This window comes from Mucilaginibacter sp. GW822-FHT03E02 (assembly GCF_058801545.1).
The window spans coordinates 533222-556707 of record NZ_JBXANJ010000001.1 but is presented as its reverse complement, the minus strand read 5'-3'; the positions used below and the strand labels follow the sequence as shown (position 1 = coordinate 556707).

The 23486-nt window shown below is 43.5% G+C and carries 20 protein-coding genes; 11 read left to right on the top strand and 9 right to left on the bottom strand.

The features are described 5' to 3' along the window. Positions 1-143: 143 nt before the first annotated feature. A complete protein-coding gene (locus AC1RM2_RS02025) occupies positions 144-1646 on the bottom strand; it encodes a sodium:solute symporter (protein ID WP_492982882.1) in 1503 nt (500 codons plus the stop codon). Between the two features lie 302 nt (positions 1647-1948). Here AC1RM2_RS02025 and recR point away from each other — a divergent pair, with 302 nt between their 5' ends. Genes recR through AC1RM2_RS02010 form a run of 3 tightly spaced genes read left to right on the top strand, consistent with a single transcriptional unit; the run spans position 1949 to position 4205 of the window. Then, positions 1949-2566: a recombination mediator RecR gene (gene recR, locus AC1RM2_RS02020; RefSeq protein WP_492982880.1), complete on the top strand. Its 618-nt coding sequence runs from the start codon at positions 1949-1951 to the stop codon at positions 2564-2566. A 3-nt stretch (positions 2567-2569) separates the two neighbouring features. Next, positions 2570-3403, top strand: coding sequence for a glycosyltransferase family 2 protein (locus AC1RM2_RS02015; protein WP_492982878.1), 834 nt, complete (start codon positions 2570-2572; stop codon positions 3401-3403). Then, a complete protein-coding gene (locus tag AC1RM2_RS02010; protein ID WP_492982876.1) occupies positions 3390-4205 on the top strand; it encodes an SDR family oxidoreductase in 816 nt (271 codons plus the stop codon). The genes AC1RM2_RS02015 and AC1RM2_RS02010 overlap by 14 nt, the downstream gene beginning before the upstream one ends. 152 nt (positions 4206-4357) lie before the next feature. Here the strand turns inward: AC1RM2_RS02010 and AC1RM2_RS02005 are convergent, their stop codons facing one another. Next, a complete protein-coding gene (locus AC1RM2_RS02005; RefSeq protein ID WP_492982874.1) occupies positions 4358-5302 on the bottom strand; it encodes an ion channel in 945 nt (314 codons plus the stop codon). Positions 5303-5732: 430 nt separating this feature from the next. Between AC1RM2_RS02005 and trpD the strand changes: the two genes are divergently transcribed. The 5 genes from trpD to trpA are packed head-to-tail and all read left to right on the top strand — an operon-like array spanning position 5733 to position 9798. Continuing rightward, on the top strand, positions 5733-6722 hold the full coding sequence (trpD, locus tag AC1RM2_RS02000; protein ID WP_492982872.1) for an anthranilate phosphoribosyltransferase: 990 nt from the start codon (positions 5733-5735) through the stop codon (positions 6720-6722). A gap of 2 nt (positions 6723-6724) precedes the next feature. Then, positions 6725-7369 (top strand): phosphoribosylanthranilate isomerase, encoded by a 645-nt coding sequence (locus AC1RM2_RS01995; protein WP_492982869.1) that lies wholly within the window; start codon positions 6725-6727, stop codon positions 7367-7369. Beyond that, positions 7353-8534: a tryptophan synthase subunit beta gene (gene trpB / locus AC1RM2_RS01990; protein ID WP_492982867.1), complete on the top strand. Its 1182-nt coding sequence runs from the start codon at positions 7353-7355 to the stop codon at positions 8532-8534. Before AC1RM2_RS01995 ends, trpB begins: the two co-directional genes overlap by 17 nt. Before the next feature lie 3 nt (positions 8535-8537). Beyond that, positions 8538-8984 (top strand): hypothetical protein, encoded by a 447-nt coding sequence (locus tag AC1RM2_RS01985; RefSeq protein WP_492982865.1) that lies wholly within the window; start codon positions 8538-8540, stop codon positions 8982-8984. A 43-nt stretch (positions 8985-9027) separates the two neighbouring features. Beyond that, positions 9028-9798: a tryptophan synthase subunit alpha gene (gene trpA, locus AC1RM2_RS01980; RefSeq protein WP_492982863.1), complete on the top strand. Its 771-nt coding sequence runs from the start codon at positions 9028-9030 to the stop codon at positions 9796-9798. A gap of 244 nt (positions 9799-10042) precedes the next feature. Here trpA and AC1RM2_RS01975 read toward each other — a convergent pair whose 3' ends face one another. The 6 genes from AC1RM2_RS01975 to AC1RM2_RS01950 form a co-directional block, all read right to left on the bottom strand. Next, the gene (locus AC1RM2_RS01975) at positions 10043-10663 is read right to left on the bottom strand and encodes an L-threonylcarbamoyladenylate synthase (protein ID WP_492982861.1); all 621 of its coding nucleotides are present in this window, start codon (positions 10661-10663) and stop codon (positions 10043-10045) included. A 239-nt stretch (positions 10664-10902) separates the two neighbouring features. Then, on the bottom strand, positions 10903-11631 hold the full coding sequence (locus AC1RM2_RS01970) for a hypothetical protein (RefSeq protein ID WP_492982859.1): 729 nt from the start codon (positions 11629-11631) through the stop codon (positions 10903-10905). A 96-nt stretch (positions 11632-11727) separates the two neighbouring features. Beyond that, positions 11728-13854 carry an ATP-binding response regulator gene (locus AC1RM2_RS01965; protein ID WP_492982857.1) on the bottom strand — a complete coding sequence of 709 codons (2127 nt, stop codon included), beginning with the start codon at positions 13852-13854 and terminating at the stop codon, positions 11728-11730. Positions 13855-14423: 569 nt separating this feature from the next. Continuing rightward, on the bottom strand, positions 14424-14777 hold the full coding sequence (locus AC1RM2_RS01960) for a hypothetical protein (RefSeq protein ID WP_492982855.1): 354 nt from the start codon (positions 14775-14777) through the stop codon (positions 14424-14426). A 652-nt stretch (positions 14778-15429) separates the two neighbouring features. Then, positions 15430-16698 (bottom strand): group II intron reverse transcriptase/maturase, encoded by a 1269-nt coding sequence (ltrA, locus tag AC1RM2_RS01955; protein WP_492982853.1) that lies wholly within the window; start codon positions 16696-16698, stop codon positions 15430-15432. Positions 16699-16868: 170 nt separating this feature from the next. Further along, the gene (locus AC1RM2_RS01950; protein ID WP_492982851.1) at positions 16869-17120 is read right to left on the bottom strand and encodes a hypothetical protein; all 252 of its coding nucleotides are present in this window, start codon (positions 17118-17120) and stop codon (positions 16869-16871) included. A gap of 373 nt (positions 17121-17493) precedes the next feature. On the opposite strand from AC1RM2_RS01950, the gene AC1RM2_RS01945 reads away from it, so the two are divergent. Further along, complete coding sequence (locus AC1RM2_RS01945) at positions 17494-18114, top strand: hypothetical protein (RefSeq protein ID WP_492982849.1); 621 nt, start codon at positions 17494-17496, stop codon at positions 18112-18114. Positions 18115-18120: 6 nt separating this feature from the next. Here AC1RM2_RS01945 and AC1RM2_RS01940 read toward each other — a convergent pair whose 3' ends face one another. Next, entirely contained in the window at positions 18121-18555 is a 435-nt protein-coding gene (locus AC1RM2_RS01940) for a hypothetical protein (RefSeq protein WP_492982847.1), read from the bottom strand. Positions 18556-18835: 280 nt separating this feature from the next. On the opposite strand from AC1RM2_RS01940, the gene AC1RM2_RS01935 reads away from it, so the two are divergent. Next, positions 18836-20848: a glycoside hydrolase family 127 protein gene (locus tag AC1RM2_RS01935; protein ID WP_492982845.1), complete on the top strand. Its 2013-nt coding sequence runs from the start codon at positions 18836-18838 to the stop codon at positions 20846-20848. Positions 20849-21235: 387 nt separating this feature from the next. Next, positions 21236-23464 (top strand): putative Ig domain-containing protein, encoded by a 2229-nt coding sequence (locus tag AC1RM2_RS01930; protein WP_492982843.1) that lies wholly within the window; start codon positions 21236-21238, stop codon positions 23462-23464. Positions 23465-23486 lie beyond the last annotated feature (22 nt).

The following is a 23486-nucleotide window of genomic DNA, read 5'->3' as shown; positions in this document are numbered from 1 at the left end:
CGGAAGTCCGAAAGTCGGGAAGTCCGGAAGTAGTTAGTTTTTTAGTTCTTTAGTCCGGAAGTCCGAAAGACGGAAAGTCCGGAAGTATTATTTAGTACATCGAATTTATTATTATGTTTTGTTGTTGCTTTCCTTTAACCCCGTTACAACTTTCGGACTTCCGGACTTCCCAACTTCCCGTCTTTCCGACTCGAGCTCAGCAACAAGCCGACAAAGGTAATTAATCCGTTAACAATGATGAGCTCATTGCTAAAAACATATCCGCCCAAAAGTGATTTTGATTCGGCATTTAAAAAGTAGCATATAGCAGGCGATGCCACACAAATAAAGGGAACCAGCTTATCCCTCACCTGCCTGTTACTTACAAATAAACCAAACGAATAAAGCCCCAATAACGGGCCGTACGTGTAAGATGCAACTGCAAATATAGCGCTCACCACCGCATCGTTGTTAATAGCGTTAAATATCACAATGGTTAAAAACATCAGCCCCGAAAATGCAATATGCACGGTATGGCGTGTGCCTACCTTTTTTTTGCTGTTAAGATCGGTGCTTTTGTTGAAGCCTAAAAAGTCTACACAAAAAGAGGTAGTAAGTGCCGTAAGCGCCGAATCGGTAGTGGCAAAGGTAGCCGCTGTGAGCCCCAGCATGAAAACCATGGCCGGTACAATACCCAAATGTTGCAGGGCGATGGTTGGGTACAGGTAGTCTGTTTTATCCACATGGATGCCGTATTTGCTGGCATACATCCAAAGCAAAGCGCCAACACTTAAAAAGAAAATATTGATGACAACAAATACCCCTGTAAAGCTGAACATGTTTTTCTGGGCTTCCTTGATGTTTTTAAGGCTCAGGTTTTTTTGCATTAGGTCCTGGTCAAGCCCCACCATGCCAATGGTTATAAATATGCCACCTAAAAACGCTTTGGTAAAATGGAATTTGCTGCTCAGGAAATCATTAAAGAAAAATATTTTGGCATAACTGCTGTTTTTAATGGCATCGGCAGCCTCAAAAATATTCAGGTGCAGGCTGCTGCAAATAAAGTATATCGACAGAAATACGGATAACACGAGGAAGAAAGTCTGTAAGCTATCGGTAATAATAATGGTTTTTAATCCCCCTTTAAATGTGTACGACCAGATAAGGACTAAACAAATGAGCACCGTAACGGCAAAAGGAATATGATAACTATCAAAAATAAATTTCTGTAATACGATAACCACCAAATACAACCGGAAGGATGAGCCGATAACCCTGCTGATGAGGAATATCCCGGCAGCGGTTTTATAGCTCCAGGTGCCTAAAGCGCCCTCGATATAACTGTATATTGAGGTGAGTTTTAACCGGTAATAAAGCGGTAGCAATACGGTTGCGATAATAAGAAAGCCGGCAGCGTTGCCCAGCACAAATTGAAAGTAGGAAAACTGATCGCCGGAGGGCGCGCCAACTTTGCCTGGTACCGAAATAAAGGTTACACCACTCAGGGCGGTGCCAATCATCCCGAAGGCTACCAGGTACCATTTAGAGTTGCGGTTGGCCACAAAAAATGTATCATTATCTGATGCTTTGCGGGATGTAAGCCAGGATATAACCAGCAACACTAAAAAATAACCGATAATAAATGATAATAGTACCCCTGGCGACATAGATGTTTTATTAGTCCGGAAGTCGGGAAGTCCGAAAGTCCGGAAGTAGCTCCGAAAGCCGGAAATATCCGTAAAATCCGAAAGTGAGTTGCAAAGTACAGAACAAATTAACTATTCACAAACTTTAGTCCGAAAGTCCGGAAGACGGGAAGTCAGAAAGTGGGAAAAAGGCCCAGAAGTCGGAAAGTAAATTGCATAGCGCAGAAGAAATTATCAAAATACAAACTTTAATCTTTCGAACTTCCCGACTTTCGGACTTTCCGACTCTCCCAACTTCCCGACTTATTCCTTAACTTCGCACAATGAATTTTTCGTCCAAATTACTGGAAAATGCTGTAGCCGAATTTGCCAAATTACCCGGGGTAGGTCAAAAAACCGCGCTCAGGCTGGTGCTGCATTTGCTAAACCAGGATAAACAGGATGTGGAACGATTTAGCACCACCGTGAGCAAGCTGCGTAACGAGATTATGTTTTGCTCGGTTTGCCACAACATATCCGATCATGCCGTTTGCGAGATTTGCTCGTCGCACAAGCGCGACCGCAGCCTTATTTGCGTGGTTGAGGATACCCGCGATGTAATGGCTATTGAAAATACCAACCAGTACAATGGCGTATATCATGTACTGGGTGGCTTAATATCGCCAATGGATGGGGTAGGGCCATCGGATTTGCAGGTTGATACCCTGGTTAAACGACTGAAGGAAAACGAAGCCAAAGAGATCATTTTTGCCCTTAGCGCTACCATGGAAGGCGATACCACTTTGTTTTATTTAAACAAGCGCATAAAATCTTTCAACATTACCATATCAACCATTGCCCGTGGCATAGCCTTTGGAGGTGAATTGGAGTACGTAGATGAGATCACCCTCGGGCGGTCTATCGCTACACGTGTTCCGTATGAAAATTCATTGTCAAAGTAAGGTATGAAACTATCTGTCATCGTTGTAAATTACAATACCTGTGATATGCTCAGGATAGCGCTTAATTCGGTAATAAGGGCCGCTGTGGGCATTAATTACGAGGTTTTTGTGGTGGATAACGCCTCGGTAGACAAATCTGTAGAGATGCTAAGCGGTGAGTTTCCTGATGTTAAAGTGATTGCCAACACCAGTAACCAGGGACTGGCAAAAGCTTATAACCAGGGAATTAAAGAAACTACCGGAGAGTATGTTTTAGTAGTCAGTGCGGATACAATTACAGGCAAAAAGACTTTTGAGAAGGCGCTGGAGTTTATGGATACACATTTGGATGCCGGGGGGATGGGTGTACGAATGATAACGCCTGACGGCCGTTTCCTTGCCGAATCAAAACATGGGTTTACCGAGTCTTGGGCAGTGTTTTTTAAACTGACCGGCCTGGCCAAATATTTTTCCAAATCGCGCCTTACCGATGTACAACGTAAGGATTGGGTGGAGGAGTTTCAAACGTCAGAAACTGATGTGCTGAATGGCGCTTTTATGCTGATGCGTAAAGAGGCTATTGATAAAGCCGGGCTATTTGACGAGCGTTTTCATACCTATGGATATGATATCGACCTGAGTTACCGTATCAGGCTTGCCGGGTTTAAAAACTATTACTTTCCTAAAACGTATATCATCAACTTTAACAGCCGTAATAATGTGAAATTTAGCTGGGATTATCTTAAGGAATTTTATGGTGCGATGATTATCTTCGCCGCCAAATATTTATTTAAGGTGCCCGAAATTAAAGTGGAGGGTTTGCCGCAGCTATTCCCTTCAACTTATGAAGTTAAATGATAAAGTTATAGTAATAACCGGGGCGTCATCCGGCATCGGAAAATCGTTAGCTATCGAATGTGCCAGACGTGGCGCAACTGTGGTTTTGGCAGCCCGCCAGTATGTAACCCTTTGCGTAATAACACAGGATATTGAAAGGCGCTACCAAACCAAAGCCCTGGCTGTACAATGCGATGTAACTATCGAGGACGATTGCGCCCAGTTAATTAAACAAGCCCTCATCACCTTTGGTAAAATTGATGTGCTGATAAACAATGCGGGCATCACTATGCGGGCACTGTTTAAAGATGTTGATTTAAAGGTTTTGAAATCCTTAATGGATGTAAACTTTTGGGGCACGGTATATTGTACCAAATACGCGTTGCCCGAAATTACCAAAAACAAAGGCAGCATAGTAGGTGTATCATCTATAGCGGGCTATAAGGGTTTGCCCGGACGTGCCGGATATTCTGCTTCAAAGTTTGCCATGAATGGCTTTTTGGATGCTTTACGGGTAGAAAACCTGAAGACCGGTGTCCATGTGTTAACCGCTTGTCCGGGTTTTACCGCATCAAACATCCGCAACACCGCGCTTAATAAAGAAGGGATAGAGCAGCGCGAAAGCACCCTGGAAGAGGATAAAATGATGACAGCCGACCAGGTAGCCAGGATAATTGTAGATGGCATTGAAAACCGCTCCCGCACATTGGTTTTAACCCTGCAGGGTAAACTCACGGTATTACTTAGCAAGCTACTGCCAGCGTTTTTAGATAAGATGGTTTATAACGTGTTTGCCAGGGAGAAGAATCCGCTTTTGAAGTAGTTCATTGGTTCATTCTGAGGTTCACTGGTTCACTGGTTCATTAGTTCATTGGTGCCTTTCAATCGGTTAACCATGCAACTTTTATAAGTAGCTATTCAAATATGCCCCCATAAAAGACCAATGAAGCATTGAACTAATGAACCAATAAACGATTATTGAACAATTTCATAAGTACTTATCTTACTCATATCCAAAATAGCCTGTCCATCTTCATTACGATGAAATACGGGTACAAATTTGGCTCCCCAAACTATGTCCGAATAGATGTAGGAGGTTCGGGAGTGTATGGTTTGTGAAAAGGTATCATCAAAAGTTTTGAGGATGACGGATAAACTGACCTGTTTGGCTTCCAGTTCCTCCTGGGTCATATCTTTTAACGGGCTGTTTTCATCAAGTGGATGAACCACCGTCCAGTTTACTGTCAGAATGCTCACAAATTTTCGTTCCAGTTCCAGTTGAAAAAACTTGCGGATCACCTTGCCATTCACTTCTTCGTTATAGCCAAATACAACCTCAATCTCGAGGTCTATCAATATGTTACGCCTTAAATTGGCCAGCCTGAACATTAGCCCCCAACCCTTATCGCGATAAGGAGCAACTAACACCTTATCACTATACAATATTTTAGCCGACGGCCTGGAGAAGCGCCCATATAACAAGCCTGTAGCTAAGGCAAAGGCTAATAAGCCCATCATCGATTCTAAAGCGGCCACACTGTTTGCGGCCATTCCCTTCGGACTGATGTGCCCATAACCCACGGTCGAAATAGTTTGAGCCGAAAAAAAGAAGGCATCCATAAACCTGTCAAACCCGGTGTTGCCGCTGCGGCCATCAAGTACATCAGTACCCAATGAAATGTAGATGCATGCAAATATGATGTTGGCTGTAAAGTACCCGCTAAAAACAATGAGCCAAAACTTTCGCCAGCTCATGGTAATAAGCGAGTGGTAATTGTTGGCCGTAGAAAAACGCGGCAGGCCCGTGCGTTTTACGTTGATAGAACCATCCTTGTTAATAACTGGCTGGCTTTTTACCACAGGTTGTGTGCCAAAGCCAAGGTCATCCTCGGGGTTTATTTTTTCTTTATGTATAGCCATGTTTAATTAGTGAATTATTGATTTAGTGAATTATTAATTTGGAACGCAGGTTAATATGTTGATAATCCATTAATCAATTATTAAGCAGCGGAGTGCTTATTGCAAAGTTTCATTAAATTTTCCTAAATCACTAAATCAATAATTCACTAAATCATTAATTAAATTTATCTGTTTGTTTTTATAAAAACTATTTCCATATTTGTGGCATAAATGAAAATGAACGCATTAAACAACAATTGGTGGTGGCTTAACGAGATATCGTAAGGCAATTCCGTGTTTGTTTAAAAAAATATATTCAAAGGAAGGGTTGCCATACGGTAACCCTTTTTTTATTAGCCCCCCGGCCCCCTGAAGGGGGAGTAAGAAAGTCGAGGGGAGGTAATTAACAATTAAAAAATTCCCCCTTTAGGGGGTTAGGGGGCTGGGCTACATGAAACAGATACTTAATCATCTATTCGAACACAAAACCTTTAGCCGGGAGCAATCAAAAGGGATTTTGATAAACATAGCTCAGGGTAAGTACAACAACTCGCAAATGGCCGCGTTTATGACGGCTTATTGCATGCGCAGTATTACCGTTGATGAGTTGGAAGGCTTTCGCGATGCCATGCTGGAACTTTGCCTGCCCATTGATTTGCAAACCGGCGAACTGATAGATTTGTGCGGAACCGGCGGCGATGGTAAGGATACGTTCAATATCTCTACCCTGGCATCCTTTGTGGTAGCCGGAGCGGGTTATAAGGTAGCCAAGCATGGTAACTACGGTGTATCATCGGGTTGTGGCTCGTCAAACGTAATGGAGCATTTGGGCTACCAGTTTACCAACGACGCTGACAAACTGAAACGCGGAATTAATAAAGCCAACATCTGCTTTTTACATGCACCACTGTTTCACCCGGCTATGAAAACTGTGGCACCCATCCGCAGGGAGTTGGGGGTGAAAACGTTTTTTAATATGCTTGGCCCGCTGGTTAATCCGGCGAAGCCTGAAAATCAGCTGGTTGGTGTTTTTAACCTGGAGCTGGCAAGGGTATATGCCTATCTTTACCAAAAATCGACCACTAAATATACCATAGTGAACGCTTTGGAGGGTTATGATGAGGTTTCCCTTACCTGCGATTTCAAAACCTTCTCGGCCGAGGGCGAGAAGATAAATAGCGTTGAAGCGCTGGGTTTCGAAAAGCTTGATCCATCAGAAATTGCCGGTGGTGATAGTGTAAGCGCCTCTGCTGCAATATTTAGCAGCGTACTTAATGGTGAGGGCACCAATGCGCAAAATAACGTAGTGCTATCAAACGCTGCCCTGGCTATCAGGACTATCAACCCCGAAAAAACTTTTGCCGATTGTTTTTACGAGGCCGAAGAAGCCCTGCTGAGCAAAAAAGCACTGAACAGTTTTAACCTGCTATTGCAAAACTAAACATGAAAATAAAAGTTTGCGGTTTAAAAGATCCCGAAAATATTGAAGCGGTTGCTGCCTTAAAACCGGACTACCTGGGTTTTATTTGTTACGGGCTTTCGCCCCGATATATCGGTCAATTATCTGCAGAAAGTTTCAAAAAAATACAAAAAAACATCAAAAAAACCGCAGTTTTTGTGAATGAAAGTGCAGAAATAATCGATTCTTTGATAGATGCCTATAATTTTGATGTAATTCAATTACATGGCGACGAATCGCCGGAATTTTGTAGCAGTTTTCGGGGGAGGGTTACCGTGTTTAAAGCTTTTGGGTTGGACGGAAATTTCGATTTCGGTCAACTCGATAATTACATAAACAAAGTAGACTATTTCCTGTTCGATACAAAAACTGCTGCCTATGGGGGCTCGGGTAAAACTTTTGACTGGGGGATGCTGGATAATTATAAACTGGATGTCCCCTTCTTTTTATCGGGTGGTATAAGCCTGGATAACCTGGAAGAAATTAAAAAGATTAGCCACCCACAATTTTACGGGGTGGATTTGAATAGTCGTTTTGAAACGGTGCCCGGTGTTAAAGATACCGGCAAACTAAAACAAGCATTTGATATCATCAACAAACAACCTATTATAAATGAAATACGGAGTTAACGAGCAAGGTTATTATGGCGATTTTGGCGGCGCCTATATCCCCGAAATGCTTTATCCAAATGTTGAGGAGTTAAGGCTTCAATATATCGACATTATTAATGATCCCGGTTTTAAAGCCGAATTTGACGACTTGCTGAAAAACTATGTAGGCAGGCCTTCCCCGCTATATCATGCCAAAAGATATTCAGAAAAGTATGGCGCCAACATATTTTTTAAACGCGAGGATTTAAACCACACCGGTTCGCATAAAATTAACAATGCTATCGGGCAAATCCTGCTGGCCAAGCGTTTAGGCAAAAAAAGGATCATAGCCGAAACCGGCGCCGGGCAGCACGGTGTTGCCACAGCTACCGTTTGCGCTCTTATGGGTATTGAATGCGTGGTTTACATGGGCGCAGTTGATATGGAACGCCAGGCCCCTAATGTATCGCGTATGAAGATGCTGGGTGCAACGGTAAGGCCAGCTACATCGGGCAGTAAAACCTTGAAGGATGCCACTAACGAGGCCTTGCGCGATTGGATAGGCAATCCGGTTGATACCCACTACATCATCGGATCTGTTGTTGGGCCGTATCCTTTTCCGGATATGGTTGCCCGCTTTCAGTCGGTGATATCCGAAGAAACCAAAAAACAGTTATTGGAACAAACCGGTAACGAACTGCCTCAATACGTAATGGCTTGTGTAGGTGGCGGTAGTAATGCCATGGGCATGTTTTACCATTTTTTGGACGACGAAGACGTGAAACTGGTTGCTGTTGAAGCGGCCGGTAAAGGTGTTAACAGCGGCCACTCTGCGGCTACCACATTTTTGGGCCAGGAAGGCGTACTGCACGGCAGCCGTACCATACTGATGCAAACACCGGATGGGCAGGTGGTGGAGCCATACTCCATATCGGCCGGCCTGGATTACCCTGGTATTGGTCCGCAGCATGCGCACCTGTACAAAATAAACCGCGCCCAATACACCAGCATTACCGACGATGAGGCGTTGCAGGCAGGCTTATTATGCTCGCAAATGGAAGGCATTATCCCCGCTATTGAAACAGCCCACGCACTGGCACAGCTGGAGAAAATGACATTCAAAGCCGATGATAACGTTGTTATCTGTATCTCGGGCAGGGGTGATAAGGACTTGGATACTTATATTAAGCACTTCAACTATTAAGCAGTGACTGTAATTAAATATCACGATTGGCTGATAGAGACCGATAGAGAACAAAACGAGCGGCTATATAAGCAAGTTGAAACAACAGGAACGCAAAGTTGTGGATGCGAAAATTGCAAATATTTTGATACCATAAGCCACCAGGTTTTTCCGGCCGAAATAAGGGGATTATTTGAAGCGCTGGGTGTGGATATTACCAAAAATTGCGATGTATCTGATTTTGGGACAGAAGAAACCGGCCATCTGTTTCTCGGTCGTTTTCAATTTGTTGGAAATTTACTTGAGGGGCGTGATAGCAGCGTTCCGGCTGCAGGTGGTGGCTTTACTGTAGACCTGCTACCGCTGAATAATACATTTAAAATAGGGTTTACAAAATTGATCTCCGATTCAGTTTTTAAAGATGTGCCTAACCTGGTGCAGATTGAATTTATGGCCAGGGAGCTTTACTAATAAATTAAGAGTTGAAAATAATTACTAAACAGGGTTAAGATATATGAACCGCCTAAACAAGCTTTTCGCCACCAAAAAAGATAATTTGTTATCTATATACTTTACCGCGGGTTATCCCGCCTTAAACACCACCGTTGATATTGCCGAAGCCTTGGAAAAAGCCGGCGCCGATTTCCTGGAAATTGGTTTCCCATATTCAGATCCCGTGGCCGATGGGCCCACAATTCAGCACAGCTCCGAACAGGCTTTAGAAAACGGGATGACCCTTAATCAACTGTTTGAAGAATTGGGGCAGCTGCGCAAACGCGTAAGCATTCCTATTTTATTGATGGGCTATTTTAACCCGATAGTACAATACGGTATCGAACGTTTTTGCAAAATGGCAGTTGAATTAGGTGTAGACGGCGTAATAGTGCCCGATTTGCCGATGTACGAGTACGAAGCCAAATACGCCAATTATTTTATAGACAATAACCTGAGCAATATCTTCCTGGTTACCCCGCAAACATCCGAAGACCGCATCCGTAAAATTGATGAACTGAGCAACAGCTTTATTTACCTGCTGTCGTCATCTTCTATCACAGGGGGCAACTTGCAGCTAACCAACAGCATTGAAGATTATTACAAGCGCATTAAAGCGATGGAACTTAAAAACCCAACTATCATAGGTTTCGGTATCTCGGATAATAATACCTTTAAGCAGGCATGTGCCTATGCCAATGGCGCTATTGTAGGCAGTAAGTTTGTGAAGCTGCTGGCTGAGGAGGGGTATATGGAGAAGATTCCGGGGTTTATTAAGGGGATAAGGCCGTAAGGGACAACACACTTTTTAGTCGTCATTGCGAGTGATCACCATGTAAAACCTGAAAAAATCGTTATGACGCGCAACGGATGGGTTAAACGAGTATTCTAAACTACCGTCATTGCGAGGTACGAAGCAATCCCTAACAATCTGGGACTTAGCATGTAGAGGATTGCTTCGTACCTCGCAATGACGGTGGTTTAGGGTATGTTACCGGCAACGACGTAAAATATCTTTATGTCGGGTGACAGCGCACCTACAAATACATTTCCAAATCCCCCTTACCCTCACGAATTACCTCAAACTCGCCATTGGTACAATCGACAACGGTCGAGGCTATGTTATCACCATACCCGCCATCAATCACTATATCAACAAGGTCTTCGTATTTTTCGTGGATCAGTTCCGGGTCGGTGGAGTATTCGATGATATCGTCATCGTCGCGGATAGACGTTGATAGGATGGGGTTGCCCAATACGCGCACAATTTCGCGGGCAATATCGTTGTCCGGAACACGGATACCGACCGTTTTTTTGTTGCTGCTTAATAGCTTGGGTACCTTATGGCTGGCGTTAAATATAAAGGTGAACGGGCCGGGCAGTGCTTTTTTAAGCACACGGAACGTGGCGTTATCTATCGGTTTAATATAATCAGATATGTGGCTCAAATCGTAACAGATAAAAGAAAAATTCGCCTTTTCGGGTTTAATATTCCTGATTTTGCTGATGGCTTCGATAGCTTTATGGTTAGTGATATCGCAACCAAGCCCGTAAATGGTATCTGTAGGATAAATGATCAATCCGCCTTTGCGCAGCACTTCAACAACCTGCTCTATCGCTTTAGGGTTCGGGTTTTCGGGATATATTTTAATGAGCATATTTAATAGACAAATATACGCTGAAGTAGTTTAAAAAAATGTATGGTTATATAAACAACGAACGTAAATGTGTTGCTGTTCGAAGTCTCCGACTTCGAATCACTATGCCTGTAGTCTCCAGACTACAAGAGGACTTTTTTGATATTGATATCTTTTGGGATAAAGATATTACATGGTTACTGTAGTTGCAAACTACAAACATAATCGTCCCGAGACTTCAGACAGCGGGAGTGTTTGCATCAATAATTTGAATATTGAAACGTTCGCGTGCTTTCTAAGTAAAAGTAATCGGTAATTAAACCATCTATTTCTTTTACGGTTTTAAATAACTCTCTTTTTAACGATAGCTTTTCTTTGTCAGATTTTTCAAGATCATTACCGACCTCGTCTGAAATTACCTGTTTTAAAGAGTTTAAGTATAAGGTTTTCTGCTTTGATATATCATACGTTTTGGTGAAAAAGTCTTTGTACATAGCCCGGTATATATCATATTCGGCCTCCCCTAAAATACGTGTATACTGATGGCCAAAGTAAGTGCCGCCACCTGCCAACCGATCAAAAATAAAATTTATATCCCGGTATATTCTTATCAGTTTTTGCCTTTGCACCTTGTGTTTTTTACCGGGATGCTTTAATTTTAAAAAGTAGGCATAAGTTGCGTAATAAATGTCCTGGCCTTGTTCGCTACCATACTCATCCATGTTGCGCTGTCGGAAATAAAAAATGTCCGGCGACATGAAAATCTCACTGGTATCTAATTCAGGGTTCTCTTTTAATATTTTTCTGAGTTCAGTTTTGGTCTTTTTATAATGATGCTCACTATCAATGACTACACTATCCTGATCGCCCGGTAAAATCGCCTTGTTTTGAATAACGGTTGGGTTCCCGGTAATCTTTTTTGATCTTTTTTCCTTTTGGTTGCATGCGATAGTCAATACCAATAGAAGCAGAAAGGATAAGTTTTTCATGTTACTTTGCTATCACTAAAATAGCCATTTATACTGGTAGCCGAATTTGAGGCACAGATTAATCCCCCAGCAATTTTAAATCAAACTGAGATCGCATCAATTCAAATTTACCGCCTTCGGTTTTAATACTTTTACCAATTTATTCACCAATTCCGTATCTACAACAGATTTTTCAATAATATCAACAAAACCCATCTTTAAATACATTTCCGCATCTGCCGTCGATCCGCCTATAGCAATTACAGGTAACTTATTGCTGGAGGTGGTTGATTTTTTTATAGCCGTCAACAATTCGGCAACATCTGTTTCGGGTGCTGGCACGGCTGTAAGCACAACGTTCACATCGTTTTTGCCAATTATCTCTAATGCTTGTTTTGCGTTACCTGCCTGTAAAAAATTAACATTCCACCGGGCCAGTATCATTTTTAACGACATCAAATCAAGTTCGTTGTCGTCAACTGCCAAAATGGTGATACCATTCAATAACAATGCAGGGTCAAGCGTGTCGGGTTTAACAACAGCCTCGGTATTGCTTTTTTGATACGGAATGGTAAAACTAAACGTAGTGCCTGCTCCGGGTTTGCTATCTACCGCAATATGTCCGTCCTGCAGCTTTACCAACTGTTTGCAAATAAACAACCCAAGGCCGGTACCTGCTTTTCCGTTTGACGAACTGGTTTGATAGTATTTTGAAAACAAATTGGACTGCTGCTCCGGACTAATCCCATCCCCGGTGTCCCTGACATCAACAATCAGCTTATTTTCCGGGCCAACCAATTCGGCCATTACCCTGATGCCGCCTTCTTTGGTAAATTTAATGGCGTTGCTTAGCAGGTTAACCATGATTTGTTTAAGCCGAAGGCTATCGCCAAGTAAAATCGCGTTTTTGTCGCCTTTAAAATGGTAATCTAAGGTTAACCCCTTTTTAGTTGCGCCAAACTCCATGCTTTCTACTACTGTCTTTAATGCATCATCGGGATTAAAAGGCTCCGTACTAATTTTAAATTCGCTGTTTTCCATTTTTGCGGCATCCAGCGTATCGTTAAGGGTACGCAGCAGCATATCCGAAGAGTGCTTGATAGAATCGAGCATATCGGCCTGTTTTTTAGCCAGGTTGGTTTTACCAAAAATGTAAAGGAAGCCCCTGATGGCGGTAAGCGGGTTACGTACCTCATGGCTCATATGCAAAAGCAGATCCATTTTTTGTTGGGCAATGGTAACCGATTGTTCAATCTCTTTGTGTAACAACAGTTCGGCCCGGTTAAGCTGTATGATGAATATAATGAGCAGGGTGGCAAACACCAGCACCAGGAATAAAGCAATAAGTGAGAAGTTATTTAACAACCCCGTAGTTTCCTGGTAGTTTTTAAACGACATATCCCTGAATTCGTTGGTCACGTTGTAATTTATCTCCTTCATATCGTTAATAATGCGCTCCAGTTCATTACTGATATGTGAGTTCAGGCCAATCAGCTCGCGCTGCATCGTTATTAACTTTAGGTTTTGTTGCTGCAATTGCTTCAGGCTGTTGGCGTAAGCTTTCTGATCGTTGGTTAACAGCTTTTGTGTGGATGCATTCACCTCCTTTAAATTGTTGCGATGGTTAATCTCTATCGCTGATATCGCCCTGTCGTCTTTATCGTTAATGGCATCTTTAATTCGTTTAAAAAGCCCCCTTTTTACTACCGGTGTAGTGTTTTTAACGGTATCTGTACTGGTTTTAAATGATTTATTTGCATTGCGCGAAAGTTCCTGCGCGTATTTACCAGCTTCGTTATTAAAAGCAGCATAAGCAGTAAGCAGCGAATCAAAATTGTGTTTAAGTCCGAAGAGCTGGTTAGATAGGGTTAGCTTTTTTTGATACCACGACTTTATTTTATTGCTTTGGATAACGTTAAGGTTGCTTGTATCGGCATCTGCTTTAAGCAAAGTATCCAGCTCGTTAAATGCCGAGGTTAGCTTTGTTTTATAATCGTCGCTATTTTTACTGTTAGTATTGAGTAAGGATGCCTGGAAATCGTCTTCGGCCTGGTGCAGTAATAACAGTATATGTTCGGGATGGTGATTGCCCTGGCCCATGTTGTTGGCCAGTTTAGAAATATTCTCTAATTTTTTAGTGATAGACCTGCGAACGATAAGCGCTGCTACTGAAAAAATGATGGCGAAGGCAAGGAACGCAAAAAGAATTTTTCGGGCTAAAGTTTTAGTATACGTTGTCGGCATAAAATTGCGTTTGGCACAACTACACAAAGTACAGTTGGGTGGGCAAAATTATCAAAAATTAAGCGTATTTAATTGGTGATGTTGGTAATGGCCGGGAAGCATTTAATGACGTGTTGAAAAATGATAGTCATCCCAATAGTTTCGGGATCCCATAGGTAGGTGGCCCGCATGATGTATACTTAGCGCGGGGGATGCTGAAACAAGTTACCTATGACATGTTTTCTTTTCGAGGTGCGCAAGCCTGTCACCCTGAGCCTGTCGAAGGGTCGCGCGGAGAGGCGTTTGCCCACTATGCTTCGATAGGCTACCTATGATGTGTTTGGGTTTACAAAAATATTAGGTTTTGAATGCTGGCCACGACTCACCCCGGCTACGCTGCGCTGGCCGACCCTCTCTCCGCTTCGCGCAAAGAGGGTTGAGAAGAAAAAATATTTTTTTTGCCCCTCTATGCGCGAAGCGGAGAGAGGGGTGACGGGCGTAGCCTCGTCGGGGTGAGTCGTAGCCGCCATGCGATATCCGTCAGTCCCGTCCCGGATTTCGCTGGATTTACCTGCAATCTAACCTTAACGCTACTTCCTTTTCAGCGTAGTATGCGCTTTAACCCCATTAGCCGCAATGTCCACGCCGATAGAATCGCCATAAAATTTGCCGCTGTGTGGTATTTCGATATCGCCAAGGGTAACTGTAAACGTGAATTTATCACCATTAATTTTACCATCGTCAACGGGTAGTTCGCCTTTAGGGGTTTGTACGGTGCCGGTTAGTTTATCACCATCAATTTTAAAATTGTAGGTTAAGGGATATTGGTCGCCATTTTCCATGGTTAAAATTCCACCCCAGCTTCCGCTAAAATCGGCAATGGCAGCTAAGCAGGCAAAAAAGCAGCAGCACAGCAATACAGTTGTTAAGGATTTTCTTTTCATAACGTGTTGTTTTTCTGTAGCTAAAAGTACTGTTGCTATTAAAATTTATCATAAACAATAGGTTAAGTTTAATCGTGCGGGGCAATACCATTAAGTTAAGAGTTTTTTCGCGCAAAGACAGCGGAGGCGCGAAGTGATTTGCTTTCATGAAAATTAAAGCACCGTGGTTTATCATAAAGGCGCTTTGACAATAATTTTATTGACAGATATTGTGCAGAGACATGGGCCGTGCCTACAGCACTTTGGCGATTGTTCAAATAACCCCGGGTTGAAACCCGGGGCTACGATATGTTTCGGGCCGATGGCCCTTAGCTGCTCTTTTATTGGTAGGGGGGGATATACCCTGAGTCAAGAAAATAGAGGCAAAGCCCCGGCCTATATTGTTATTGTGGCAATAATATATGATCCTTAACGGGGGGAATTGGCCAGGAACTAAGAAATACGCTAAACAGCTAAATAGAGGCGTAGCCAGGCTATATTGTGGCAATAATATATGACCCTTAACGGGGCTAATTGGTCAGAAACTATGAATACTTTAAATTACTAAAAAAGAGGCGTAGCCTCGGCCAATTTATCGAGTAGGAAGTAAGGGATTATTTCCCTTACTGTCCTCTCACACCACCGTACGTGCCGTTCGGCATACGGCGGTTCATTAAACATTAACAGTTTTCCGCGGGGTTGTTATTTCTTTCAAACTTACAAATCCTGCTTTCTTTAAAAATTCGTTATTAAATGCTCTTTTAAGAATGGGACTGTGCACTATTCTCCAGTCCCCTTTTCGGGTGTTACCCCATTGATGGGCGTCTTTCGGTTTTATCCCCAACTTTACCAGTTCGCGGACACGGGTCTTAGCCTTCTTCCATTGTGACCAGTAGCATAGCCGGATTCGGCTTCGTACCCATTTGTCCAGCTCCTCAAACACCGTCTTTGCCTCGCTTAACTTAAAGTAGTTTCCCCATCCTTGGTTTATTTGCCTGATCTGCATCATGCGGTCTTCCATCGGGTAGGGTTTACTGCTGTTCGTTATCGCCCGGATTTTGTCCTTGTAGGCTACTTTGCTTTTAGGGTGTACAATGATCCCTTTTCCCTCTTTTTTGTGATAGAACGTGAAACCCAGTAGCTTGCTAAGCCATGGGCGGGTTACGGAACTCTTTTCCATGTTAACCTTTAGCTTCAGCTCTTTTTCAATGTAAGCGCTTATGCTGGCCATTACCCGTTCTCCCGCACGTTTGCTTTTGACGTAAATGCTACAATCATCCGCATAGCGCACATAACGATGCCCCCGTTTTTCCAGTTCCTTATCCAGTTTATCAAGGATAATGTTGGAGAGCAACGGACTTAATGGCCCGCCTTGGGGTACGCCTTCCTTGCTGGGCGTTGACTTGCCGTCTTCCTGAATTTCCGCACGGAGTATCTTATGGATAAGCTTTAATACCCCCTTATCTGATATCTTCCTGCTTAATTCATTCATCAGATAGTCGTGGTTTACCCGGTCAAAGAATTTCTCCAGGTCAAGGTCTACTACATGGCTATAGCCTGCATTGATGTACTCCTTTGCCTTTTCCAGGGCTTGGTGTGCATTCTTTGCGGAGCGGAAGCCATAGCTATTTTCCGAGAAGCCTGGGTCGTACATCTTGGTTAGTTCCTGCGAAATGGCCTGCTGTATTAGTCTGTCCATATACGTAGGGATTCCCAGTTTGCGCTCGCCACCGTTAGGCTTGGGTATCTTTACCCGTCGTACTGCTTTTGGTTGGTAATCGCCCGTTTCAAGGCCTGCCCGGATTGTTGCCCATTCGGATTTAAGCTGACTGGCAAAGCTTTCTGCTTCTACGCCATCTACACCGCCCGCACCCTTGTTACCTACAACCCTTGTATAGGCCGCCTGCATGTTTGATTTGCTGATGATCTCTTCAAGTAACATTTCTTTGCATTTTTTTTTTCTGTTTCCTTGTTTCCTTACTTCTTTCAAGTCATCGCTAAACGCTCCCTGTTACCTTTCTGCTTCCAGCATATCATTAACAGGGCAGCCTCCTTGCGGAGTTTTCTGCCTTCACCGCGATGAACCCATTGCCGGTTGTACTTCCTGGACGTTTAATGTTCAGCCCTTCTCCCGCACATGCGGAATACTATGGCCTCGGCTGACTTCTGATAAACAAGCTTGGTATCGCTACCATCTTTTGCTCCTTCGGGCTGCGCTTCTCCCTCCGTCCACCATTTATCAGATCTCCCCGGGTAAGAACGCAAACTTTCTCTCCATATACCTGTCAGATATACATCCACATGTTTCGGATAGTTTAGGGCTTCGTTTTGTACAGCAAACTCGCCCACATGTGACTGCCTCATCTGCTTCCTGTTCGTCAGGCCGGAGATTTACCGTCGGCTTCCTTCAGATTCCCCCTCGCGAGGGACACCCTTGCCTTTGGTTAACGCTTCCCACTATCAAGGCGCGTTCGGGACTTTCACCCTATAGTTTGCGCCCGTGCCGGGCGCACTGTAGCCACGGGTTTCAACCCGTGGAATTAGTGCAATGAAAAACAGAGAGCCGTAGGTTCGGTACATGTAAACTGCGGAATTTGCAATTCCTATAAAGCAGGTTAAATTCATTGTTATAATATGGTTCGCCTATTATATGGGCTAAAATGAATGCTGTATTTATAGGATTTCGTCACCTGCTATTTTACGGCGTTGAAAATAAATCATTTATCTTGCGGTTATAATGGATACACTTCACAAGTTAAACACGGATAAAAGCATTAAATATCCAAGGCTTGTTTACAAATGGAGTTTTAGCTTAATAGCTGATTATATATTTTATTACTGTCATTGCATGGTAGTCTTGGTGATTTTATTTTTTCCTGTTTTGCTTATTCGGCTGATTGGCAATAGTTTTTTGATAGTATCGATCGACGCCATATTTATAGGGTTTATTTTGTGGATGATGGCAAATATGGTGTTGCTAAACAAATTGGTTAAAATAGAAAGTAAAGGAAAGAGCGCGAATAGGAAAGTAATGGAAAATACGCTTTTAAAAAATTACAATCGTATTAGGCGTGTAAGAAAGGAAACCACTATGGTAAGATACGTGAAATCATATAAATACGGCACCTTTGAAAAACTAATAACTTGTCTTTACGATAACGACGTTATATATGTTGGTACAACCAGCAGGGCGAAAACTGAATTTTTACCGGTTTGTGGGTTAGATGACTATTTAAAAAGCAGGCAAATTGCAAAACAGTTTACTTTGGAGAAACAGTATGTAACTGCCGAAAATTTTAATATTCAAACTAATGAAATAGGCGTGAAGCAGATTTCACCCACCTCACGCGAAAAATAATCAAGCCTACTCAAATTTATCTGCTATTACAAAGATCTTCATTCCCGGCTTTTCCTCGGCTTCAAACGTAAGCGTAACTTTGCCTGCTACGCCGGTGATAGTTATGGTTGCGGTTCTGTCATGACCATTGTCATCACTGAGTTTGGCTTTAATAACTGTTTTACCTTCTTTAAAAGGCGTTTTCCAATCGCAGGTTTTTGAGCTGATTGGTCCCGACATCTTGTGATCGTCGCCACCGGGAACAATGGTTACGTCTGTTTTTGTAATGGTTACAACCGTGTTTTCATCCCTGCTGTCGGTGTTGCCCTGGTCATCAACCTTACTTGTTTTTGATGATGTTAAGGTTACGGTTTGGTCGCACTGCGCAAAAACTGTTGTGGTACCGGCTACCAGCAAAAAGATGATAATAACCGCTTTTTTTAAATTGAATGCTGTTTTCATATACTGATGATTAAGTTTAAAATAAAGATAGATATTTTATATAGTATTATGCAATACAAAGTACTGTATAAAATACAAATAACTGATTTTGAATAATATAGATTTATTGTTTGGTTGAATTTCCAGTAAAGGTGATTTTAGAGAGGGCTTATATTATTAATATAACAGCGGGTAATTTCCTGCTATTAACAGTTAAAATTAATTAGTGTGAAAACAACAATTAATGTACATTTGAAATGTAGTATCTTTATATTGTTATCGCCAATTACATTAACCCGTTATGCGTAAAAACATCTGTTTATTATTAGCTGTATGCTGCGGCTTTTCGGCCTTTGCACAAAAACAGCAGGATTATCCTATTCAGCCGGTTCCGTTTACCAGTGTAAAACTGGCCGATCATTTTTGGAATTCGCGGATTGAAACCAACCGCACGGCAACAATCCCGGCATCGTTTACCCGTTGCGAAAGTACCGGCAGGGTAAAAAATTTCCAGATGGCAGCAGCCCGTTCGGGCAAATTTTGCACTACTTACCCCTTTGATGATACCGATATTTATAAAACCATCGAAGGCGCATCGTATTCGTTAGCCGTACATCCTGATAAGCAGCTTGATCATTACCTCGATTCGATGATCACCATAGTTGGCAAGGCGCAGGAACCCGATGGTTACCTGTACACCGCCCGCACTATCGACCCCATCCATCCGCAAGCATGGGCCGGCCCCGAGCGCTGGGTTAACGAGCAGAATATGAGCCATGAGCTTTACAACAGCGGCCATATGTACGAAGCCGCCGCCGCCCACTTTATGGCTACCGGCAAACGCAATTTTTTAAATATCGCCCTTAAAAACGCCGATTTACTGGTACGCACTTTTGGCCCCGGTAAACGCACGGTTGCACCCGGCCATGAAATTGTAGAAATGGGCCTGGTACGCCTGTACCGCATCAGCGGCAAAAAGGAATATCTTGACCTGGCTAAGTTTTTTATTGATGCCCGTGGCCACAAGGAATACAACAAAAAAAGCAAGAATCCATTCGAAAACGGTGTTTACTGGCAGGATGATACCCCTGTTACCAACCAGGAGGAAGCCGAAGGCCATGCTGTACGGGCAATGTACCTGTATTCGGGCATGACAGATGTTGCAGCCCTCACCGGCGATAAAGAGTATATCGCCGCTATTGATAAGATCTGGGATAACATGGTGAGCAAAAAGATTTATGTGCAGGGCAGCATAGGCGCCGTGGGCGATGGGGAACGCTTTGGCGGCAATTACGAACTGCCAAACACTACAGCATACAACGAAACCTGCGCCGCTATAGGCAACGTTTTTTGGAACCAAAGGATGTTTTTATTACACGGCGATTCTAAATATATCGACCTGCTGGAGAAAACCCTGTATAACGGCTTAATTTCGGGTGTCGGGCTCGATGGCAAATCCTTCTTTTACACCAATGCCATGCAAATCCGCGATAGCTTTACACATCCGGATATTGAGCGTGAGCGCTCGGGCTGGTTTACCTGCTCGTGCTGCCCAACCAACATCGTACGGTTAATTCCCTCTATACCCGGTTATATGTACGCCCAAAATGGCAAGGATGTGTATGTAAACCTATTTATCAGCGGATCGGCAAATTTGAAGGTTGCCGACAAGGTGCTTAAGATTACCCAGCAAAATAATTACCCCTGGGATGGCGGTTTGGTATTCAACATCGATCCGGCATCGACGATGGACATGAACCTCAGGATCCGTATTCCAGGCTGGGCACAGGACAAAGCTATCCCATCCGATTTGTACAGCTACGAGAAACCATCGGCACAAAAAATAGAAATTAAGGTAAACAGTAAAGCCGTTGATTACCAAATGGATCATGGCTACGCAGTCATCAGCAAGAAATGGAAAAAGAACGATAAGGTAGAGCTTACCCTGCCCATGGATGTGCAACGCGTAATAGCTAACGAAAAACTGGCCGACGATAATGGCAAAATCGCCATCCAGCGCGGCCCTATCATGTATTGCGCCGAGTGGAAAGATAATGCCGGCAAGCCAAGCAGTTTTATTATCTCTAAAGATGTTGTTTTTACCCCAACCTACAATGCTGATTTGCTAAATGGCGTAATGACGTTAAAGGCCGATGTAAAGAGTGTTAATGTTGATGAAGCAAACCAAAATGTGAGCACCGTTACCAGTACGCTAACCGCTATTCCGTATTATTCATGGGCCAACCGCGGCAAGGGCGAAATGACAGTTTGGTTTCCTGAACAGGTAAAGTATGTGGATTTGTTGAGTAAGTAAAAGCCGGCGAGGTTGTTGTTAAATTGATGTCCTAAACTACCGTCATTGCGAGGTACGAAGATAACCGACCGCAGGGAGCTCATTAATACCTGTAAAAACAAAACACAACATTAATAATCCCGAACTATGTGGGACTTAGCATGTAGGTGATTGCTTCGTACCTCGCAATGACGGATATTCGACATTGACAGTCAATGATTTACAAATACGTCATTATAATGACGATTTACACCTGCTCCATTTTTAATAAATGTTACACATACATTTCTATTTTCTTGAAATGTTTATACCTTTAAAAAGTATAAACAAACCAGTAAACCATTCTGAGCCAATACAAGAAGCCTTAAATTTTAAGGTCGTTTTAAATGCATCATTAACCTATTAATTATGATAAGAAAAATTTTTACTATGTTATGCCTTGCTGCGGGCTGCCTTGCTGCATCCGCTCAGGAAGTATCCATCAGCAAAGGATGGAAATTAGCCATTGGCGATTCTGTTCAATGGGCATCGCCAACGTATAACGATCAGCATTGGCAGGCTGCCAACCTTAACGACAACTGGGAACGCCAGGGCCACCCAAACTACGATGGGTTCGGCTGGTACCGTACCAAGGTTGTTATTCCCTCGTCATTAAAAGATAAATCATACCTGAAAGATAGCCTGCGCTTAAATTTAGGTACTGTTGATGATAATGACGAGGTTTACCTTAACGGTAAACTGGTAGCCAAATATGGCGGTTACGGCGGTACTATAAAGGATGGCCATTACGGCGGCCGCTCATATACCATAGCAGCAAATAACCCCGCTATTTTATGGGATAAAGAAAACGTGCTTGCAGTGCGCATATTTGATACCGGTGGCGATGGCGGTTTGGTAACCAGCGGCTACGGCAGCACATTTAACATCACCATGGCCGATGTAATGGATCATGTGGCTGTAAATACCGAGGCTGATTTTGTATACGGCGATAACAACAGCCTGAGCAAAAGTGTTAAACTACACACTACAAATGCGTACCAGTACAGCGGCACCCTTGCATTTAAAGTAACCGACCCGGAAAACGGTGCCGTGCTTTACGAAAAAACGAACCCGGCCAATTTTACCGGCGGCAAGCCGTTTACCTACTCGTTTTCGATAGCCCGCCTGGCAAAAAGGTCATATACTATCAGTTATATTTTTACCGATACCAAATCGGGCAAATCGATAGTGCAAACAGAAACTACGCCTTATATTTTAACGCCTTATCCAACGGCTAAGGTAAAAATTAACGGTGCCGATGTATTTGGAGCGCGGCCGGGCCACCCATTCCTTTACCTGATACCGGCCACCGGTAAAAGGCCATTATTGTACAAGGTTGCGGGGCTTCCCGAAGGTTTAAAGGTTGATGCCGCAACCGGGGTAATCAGCGGTTCGGTAGCTCAAAAGGGCAATTACCCGGTAACTTTTACGGTAAGCAATAGCCTTGGCGCCAAAACAAAACAATTTACCATTAGCATTGGCGATAATATTGGCTTAACCCCCGCTTTAGGCTGGAACAGCTGGAATGCCTGGGGCCTGAGTGTTAACGACGAAAAGGTACGCATATCTGCCAAAGCCATGATTGATAAACTGAGCGCACACGGCTGGGCTTACATTAATATTGATGATGGATGGGAGGCGGAAAACCGCGCTGCTGATGGCAAAATTGTAGCCAATAGTAAATTCCCCGATATGAAAGGCCTTACCGATTTTGTGCATGGTTTAGGCTTGCGCATGGGTATTTATTCGTCGCCCGGCCCGCGTACCTGCGGTGGGTTTTTAGGCAGCTGGCAGCATGAAGACCAGGATGCCCAAACCTACGCCGACTGGGGTATCGACTATTTAAAATACGATTGGTGCTCATACTCGGATATTGCACCCAAACCGGATCTTGACGGATTGAAGAAGCCTTACCAGGCAATGCAGGCCTCATTAGGTAAAGTAAACCGCGATATTATGTACAGCCTGTGCCAGTATGGCTGGGGCAATGTATGGGAGTGGGGTGCTGACGTAAACGGCAATAGCTGGCGCACAACGGGCGATATCCAGGATACCTGGCAAAGTATGGCCACCATTGGCTTTAACCAGGGCCCGGCAGCGCCGCATGCCCAGCCCGGTCATTTTAACGACCCGGATATGCTGGTTGTTGGCAAAGTAGGATGGGGTCCAAGCCTGCATAACACCAGGCTTACTTTTGATGAGCAGTACACGCACATTAGCTTATGGAGCCTGTTAGCATCGCCTTTGTTAATTGGTTGCGATATGGGGCACCTGGATGCCTTCACGTTAAGCCTGCTTACCAACGATGAAGTGCTGGCCATTGATCAGGATGCATTAGGTAAAGGCGCAAGCCAGCATATCAAAAAAGATGATTACCAGGTTTGGGTAAAGGAGTTGAAAGATGGTGGTAAAGCAATCGGACTGTTCAATACATCCGATAAATACCAAACCATCAGCCTTGATAAAACCGACCCGGCGATAGCTGGCTATACCAAATTCAGGGACGCCTGGCAGCAAAAGTATATTGTGGTTACCGGCAATGCCCTAACTGCTAAAGTTGCGCCGCATGGTGTACTGCTGGTACGGGTGGAGAAGTAAATGCAGAAATGTCATCATATAA

Bases quoted from the DNA above. Each gene is read 5' to 3' on its own strand.
- trpB (WP_492982867.1), top strand. From the start codon at position 7,353: ATGAAATACGGAGTTAACGAGCAAGGTTATTATGGCGATTTTGGCGGC.
- AC1RM2_RS01935 (WP_492982845.1), top strand. From the start codon at position 18,836: ATGCGTAAAAACATCTGTTTATTATTAGCTGTATGCTGCGGCTTTTCG.
- AC1RM2_RS01970 (WP_492982859.1), bottom strand. From the start codon at position 11,631: ATGAAAAACTTATCCTTTCTGCTTCTATTGGTATTGACTATCGCATGC.
- AC1RM2_RS01960 (WP_492982855.1), bottom strand. From the start codon at position 14,777: ATGAAAAGAAAATCCTTAACAACTGTATTGCTGTGCTGCTGCTTTTTT.
- AC1RM2_RS02015 (WP_492982878.1), top strand. From the start codon at position 2,570: ATGAAACTATCTGTCATCGTTGTAAATTACAATACCTGTGATATGCTC.
- AC1RM2_RS01930 (WP_492982843.1), top strand. From the start codon at position 21,236: ATGATAAGAAAAATTTTTACTATGTTATGCCTTGCTGCGGGCTGCCTT.
- AC1RM2_RS02005 (WP_492982874.1), bottom strand. From the start codon at position 5,302: ATGGCTATACATAAAGAAAAAATAAACCCCGAGGATGACCTTGGCTTT.
- AC1RM2_RS01975 (WP_492982861.1), bottom strand. From the start codon at position 10,663: ATGCTCATTAAAATATATCCCGAAAACCCGAACCCTAAAGCGATAGAG.
- ltrA (WP_492982853.1), bottom strand. From the start codon at position 16,698: ATGTTACTTGAAGAGATCATCAGCAAATCAAACATGCAGGCGGCCTAT.
- AC1RM2_RS01995 (WP_492982869.1), top strand. From the start codon at position 6,725: ATGAAAATAAAAGTTTGCGGTTTAAAAGATCCCGAAAATATTGAAGCG.
- AC1RM2_RS01950 (WP_492982851.1), bottom strand. From the start codon at position 17,120: ATGAGGCAGTCACATGTGGGCGAGTTTGCTGTACAAAACGAAGCCCTA.
- trpA (WP_492982863.1), top strand. From the start codon at position 9,028: ATGAACCGCCTAAACAAGCTTTTCGCCACCAAAAAAGATAATTTGTTA.
- AC1RM2_RS02010 (WP_492982876.1), top strand. From the start codon at position 3,390: ATGAAGTTAAATGATAAAGTTATAGTAATAACCGGGGCGTCATCCGGC.
- AC1RM2_RS01945 (WP_492982849.1), top strand. From the start codon at position 17,494: ATGGATACACTTCACAAGTTAAACACGGATAAAAGCATTAAATATCCA.
- AC1RM2_RS01965 (WP_492982857.1), bottom strand. From the start codon at position 13,854: ATGCCGACAACGTATACTAAAACTTTAGCCCGAAAAATTCTTTTTGCG.
- trpD (WP_492982872.1), top strand. From the start codon at position 5,733: ATGAAACAGATACTTAATCATCTATTCGAACACAAAACCTTTAGCCGG.
- AC1RM2_RS01940 (WP_492982847.1), bottom strand. From the start codon at position 18,555: ATGAAAACAGCATTCAATTTAAAAAAAGCGGTTATTATCATCTTTTTG.
- AC1RM2_RS02025 (WP_492982882.1), bottom strand. From the start codon at position 1,646: ATGTCGCCAGGGGTACTATTATCATTTATTATCGGTTATTTTTTAGTG.
- recR (WP_492982880.1), top strand. From the start codon at position 1,949: ATGAATTTTTCGTCCAAATTACTGGAAAATGCTGTAGCCGAATTTGCC.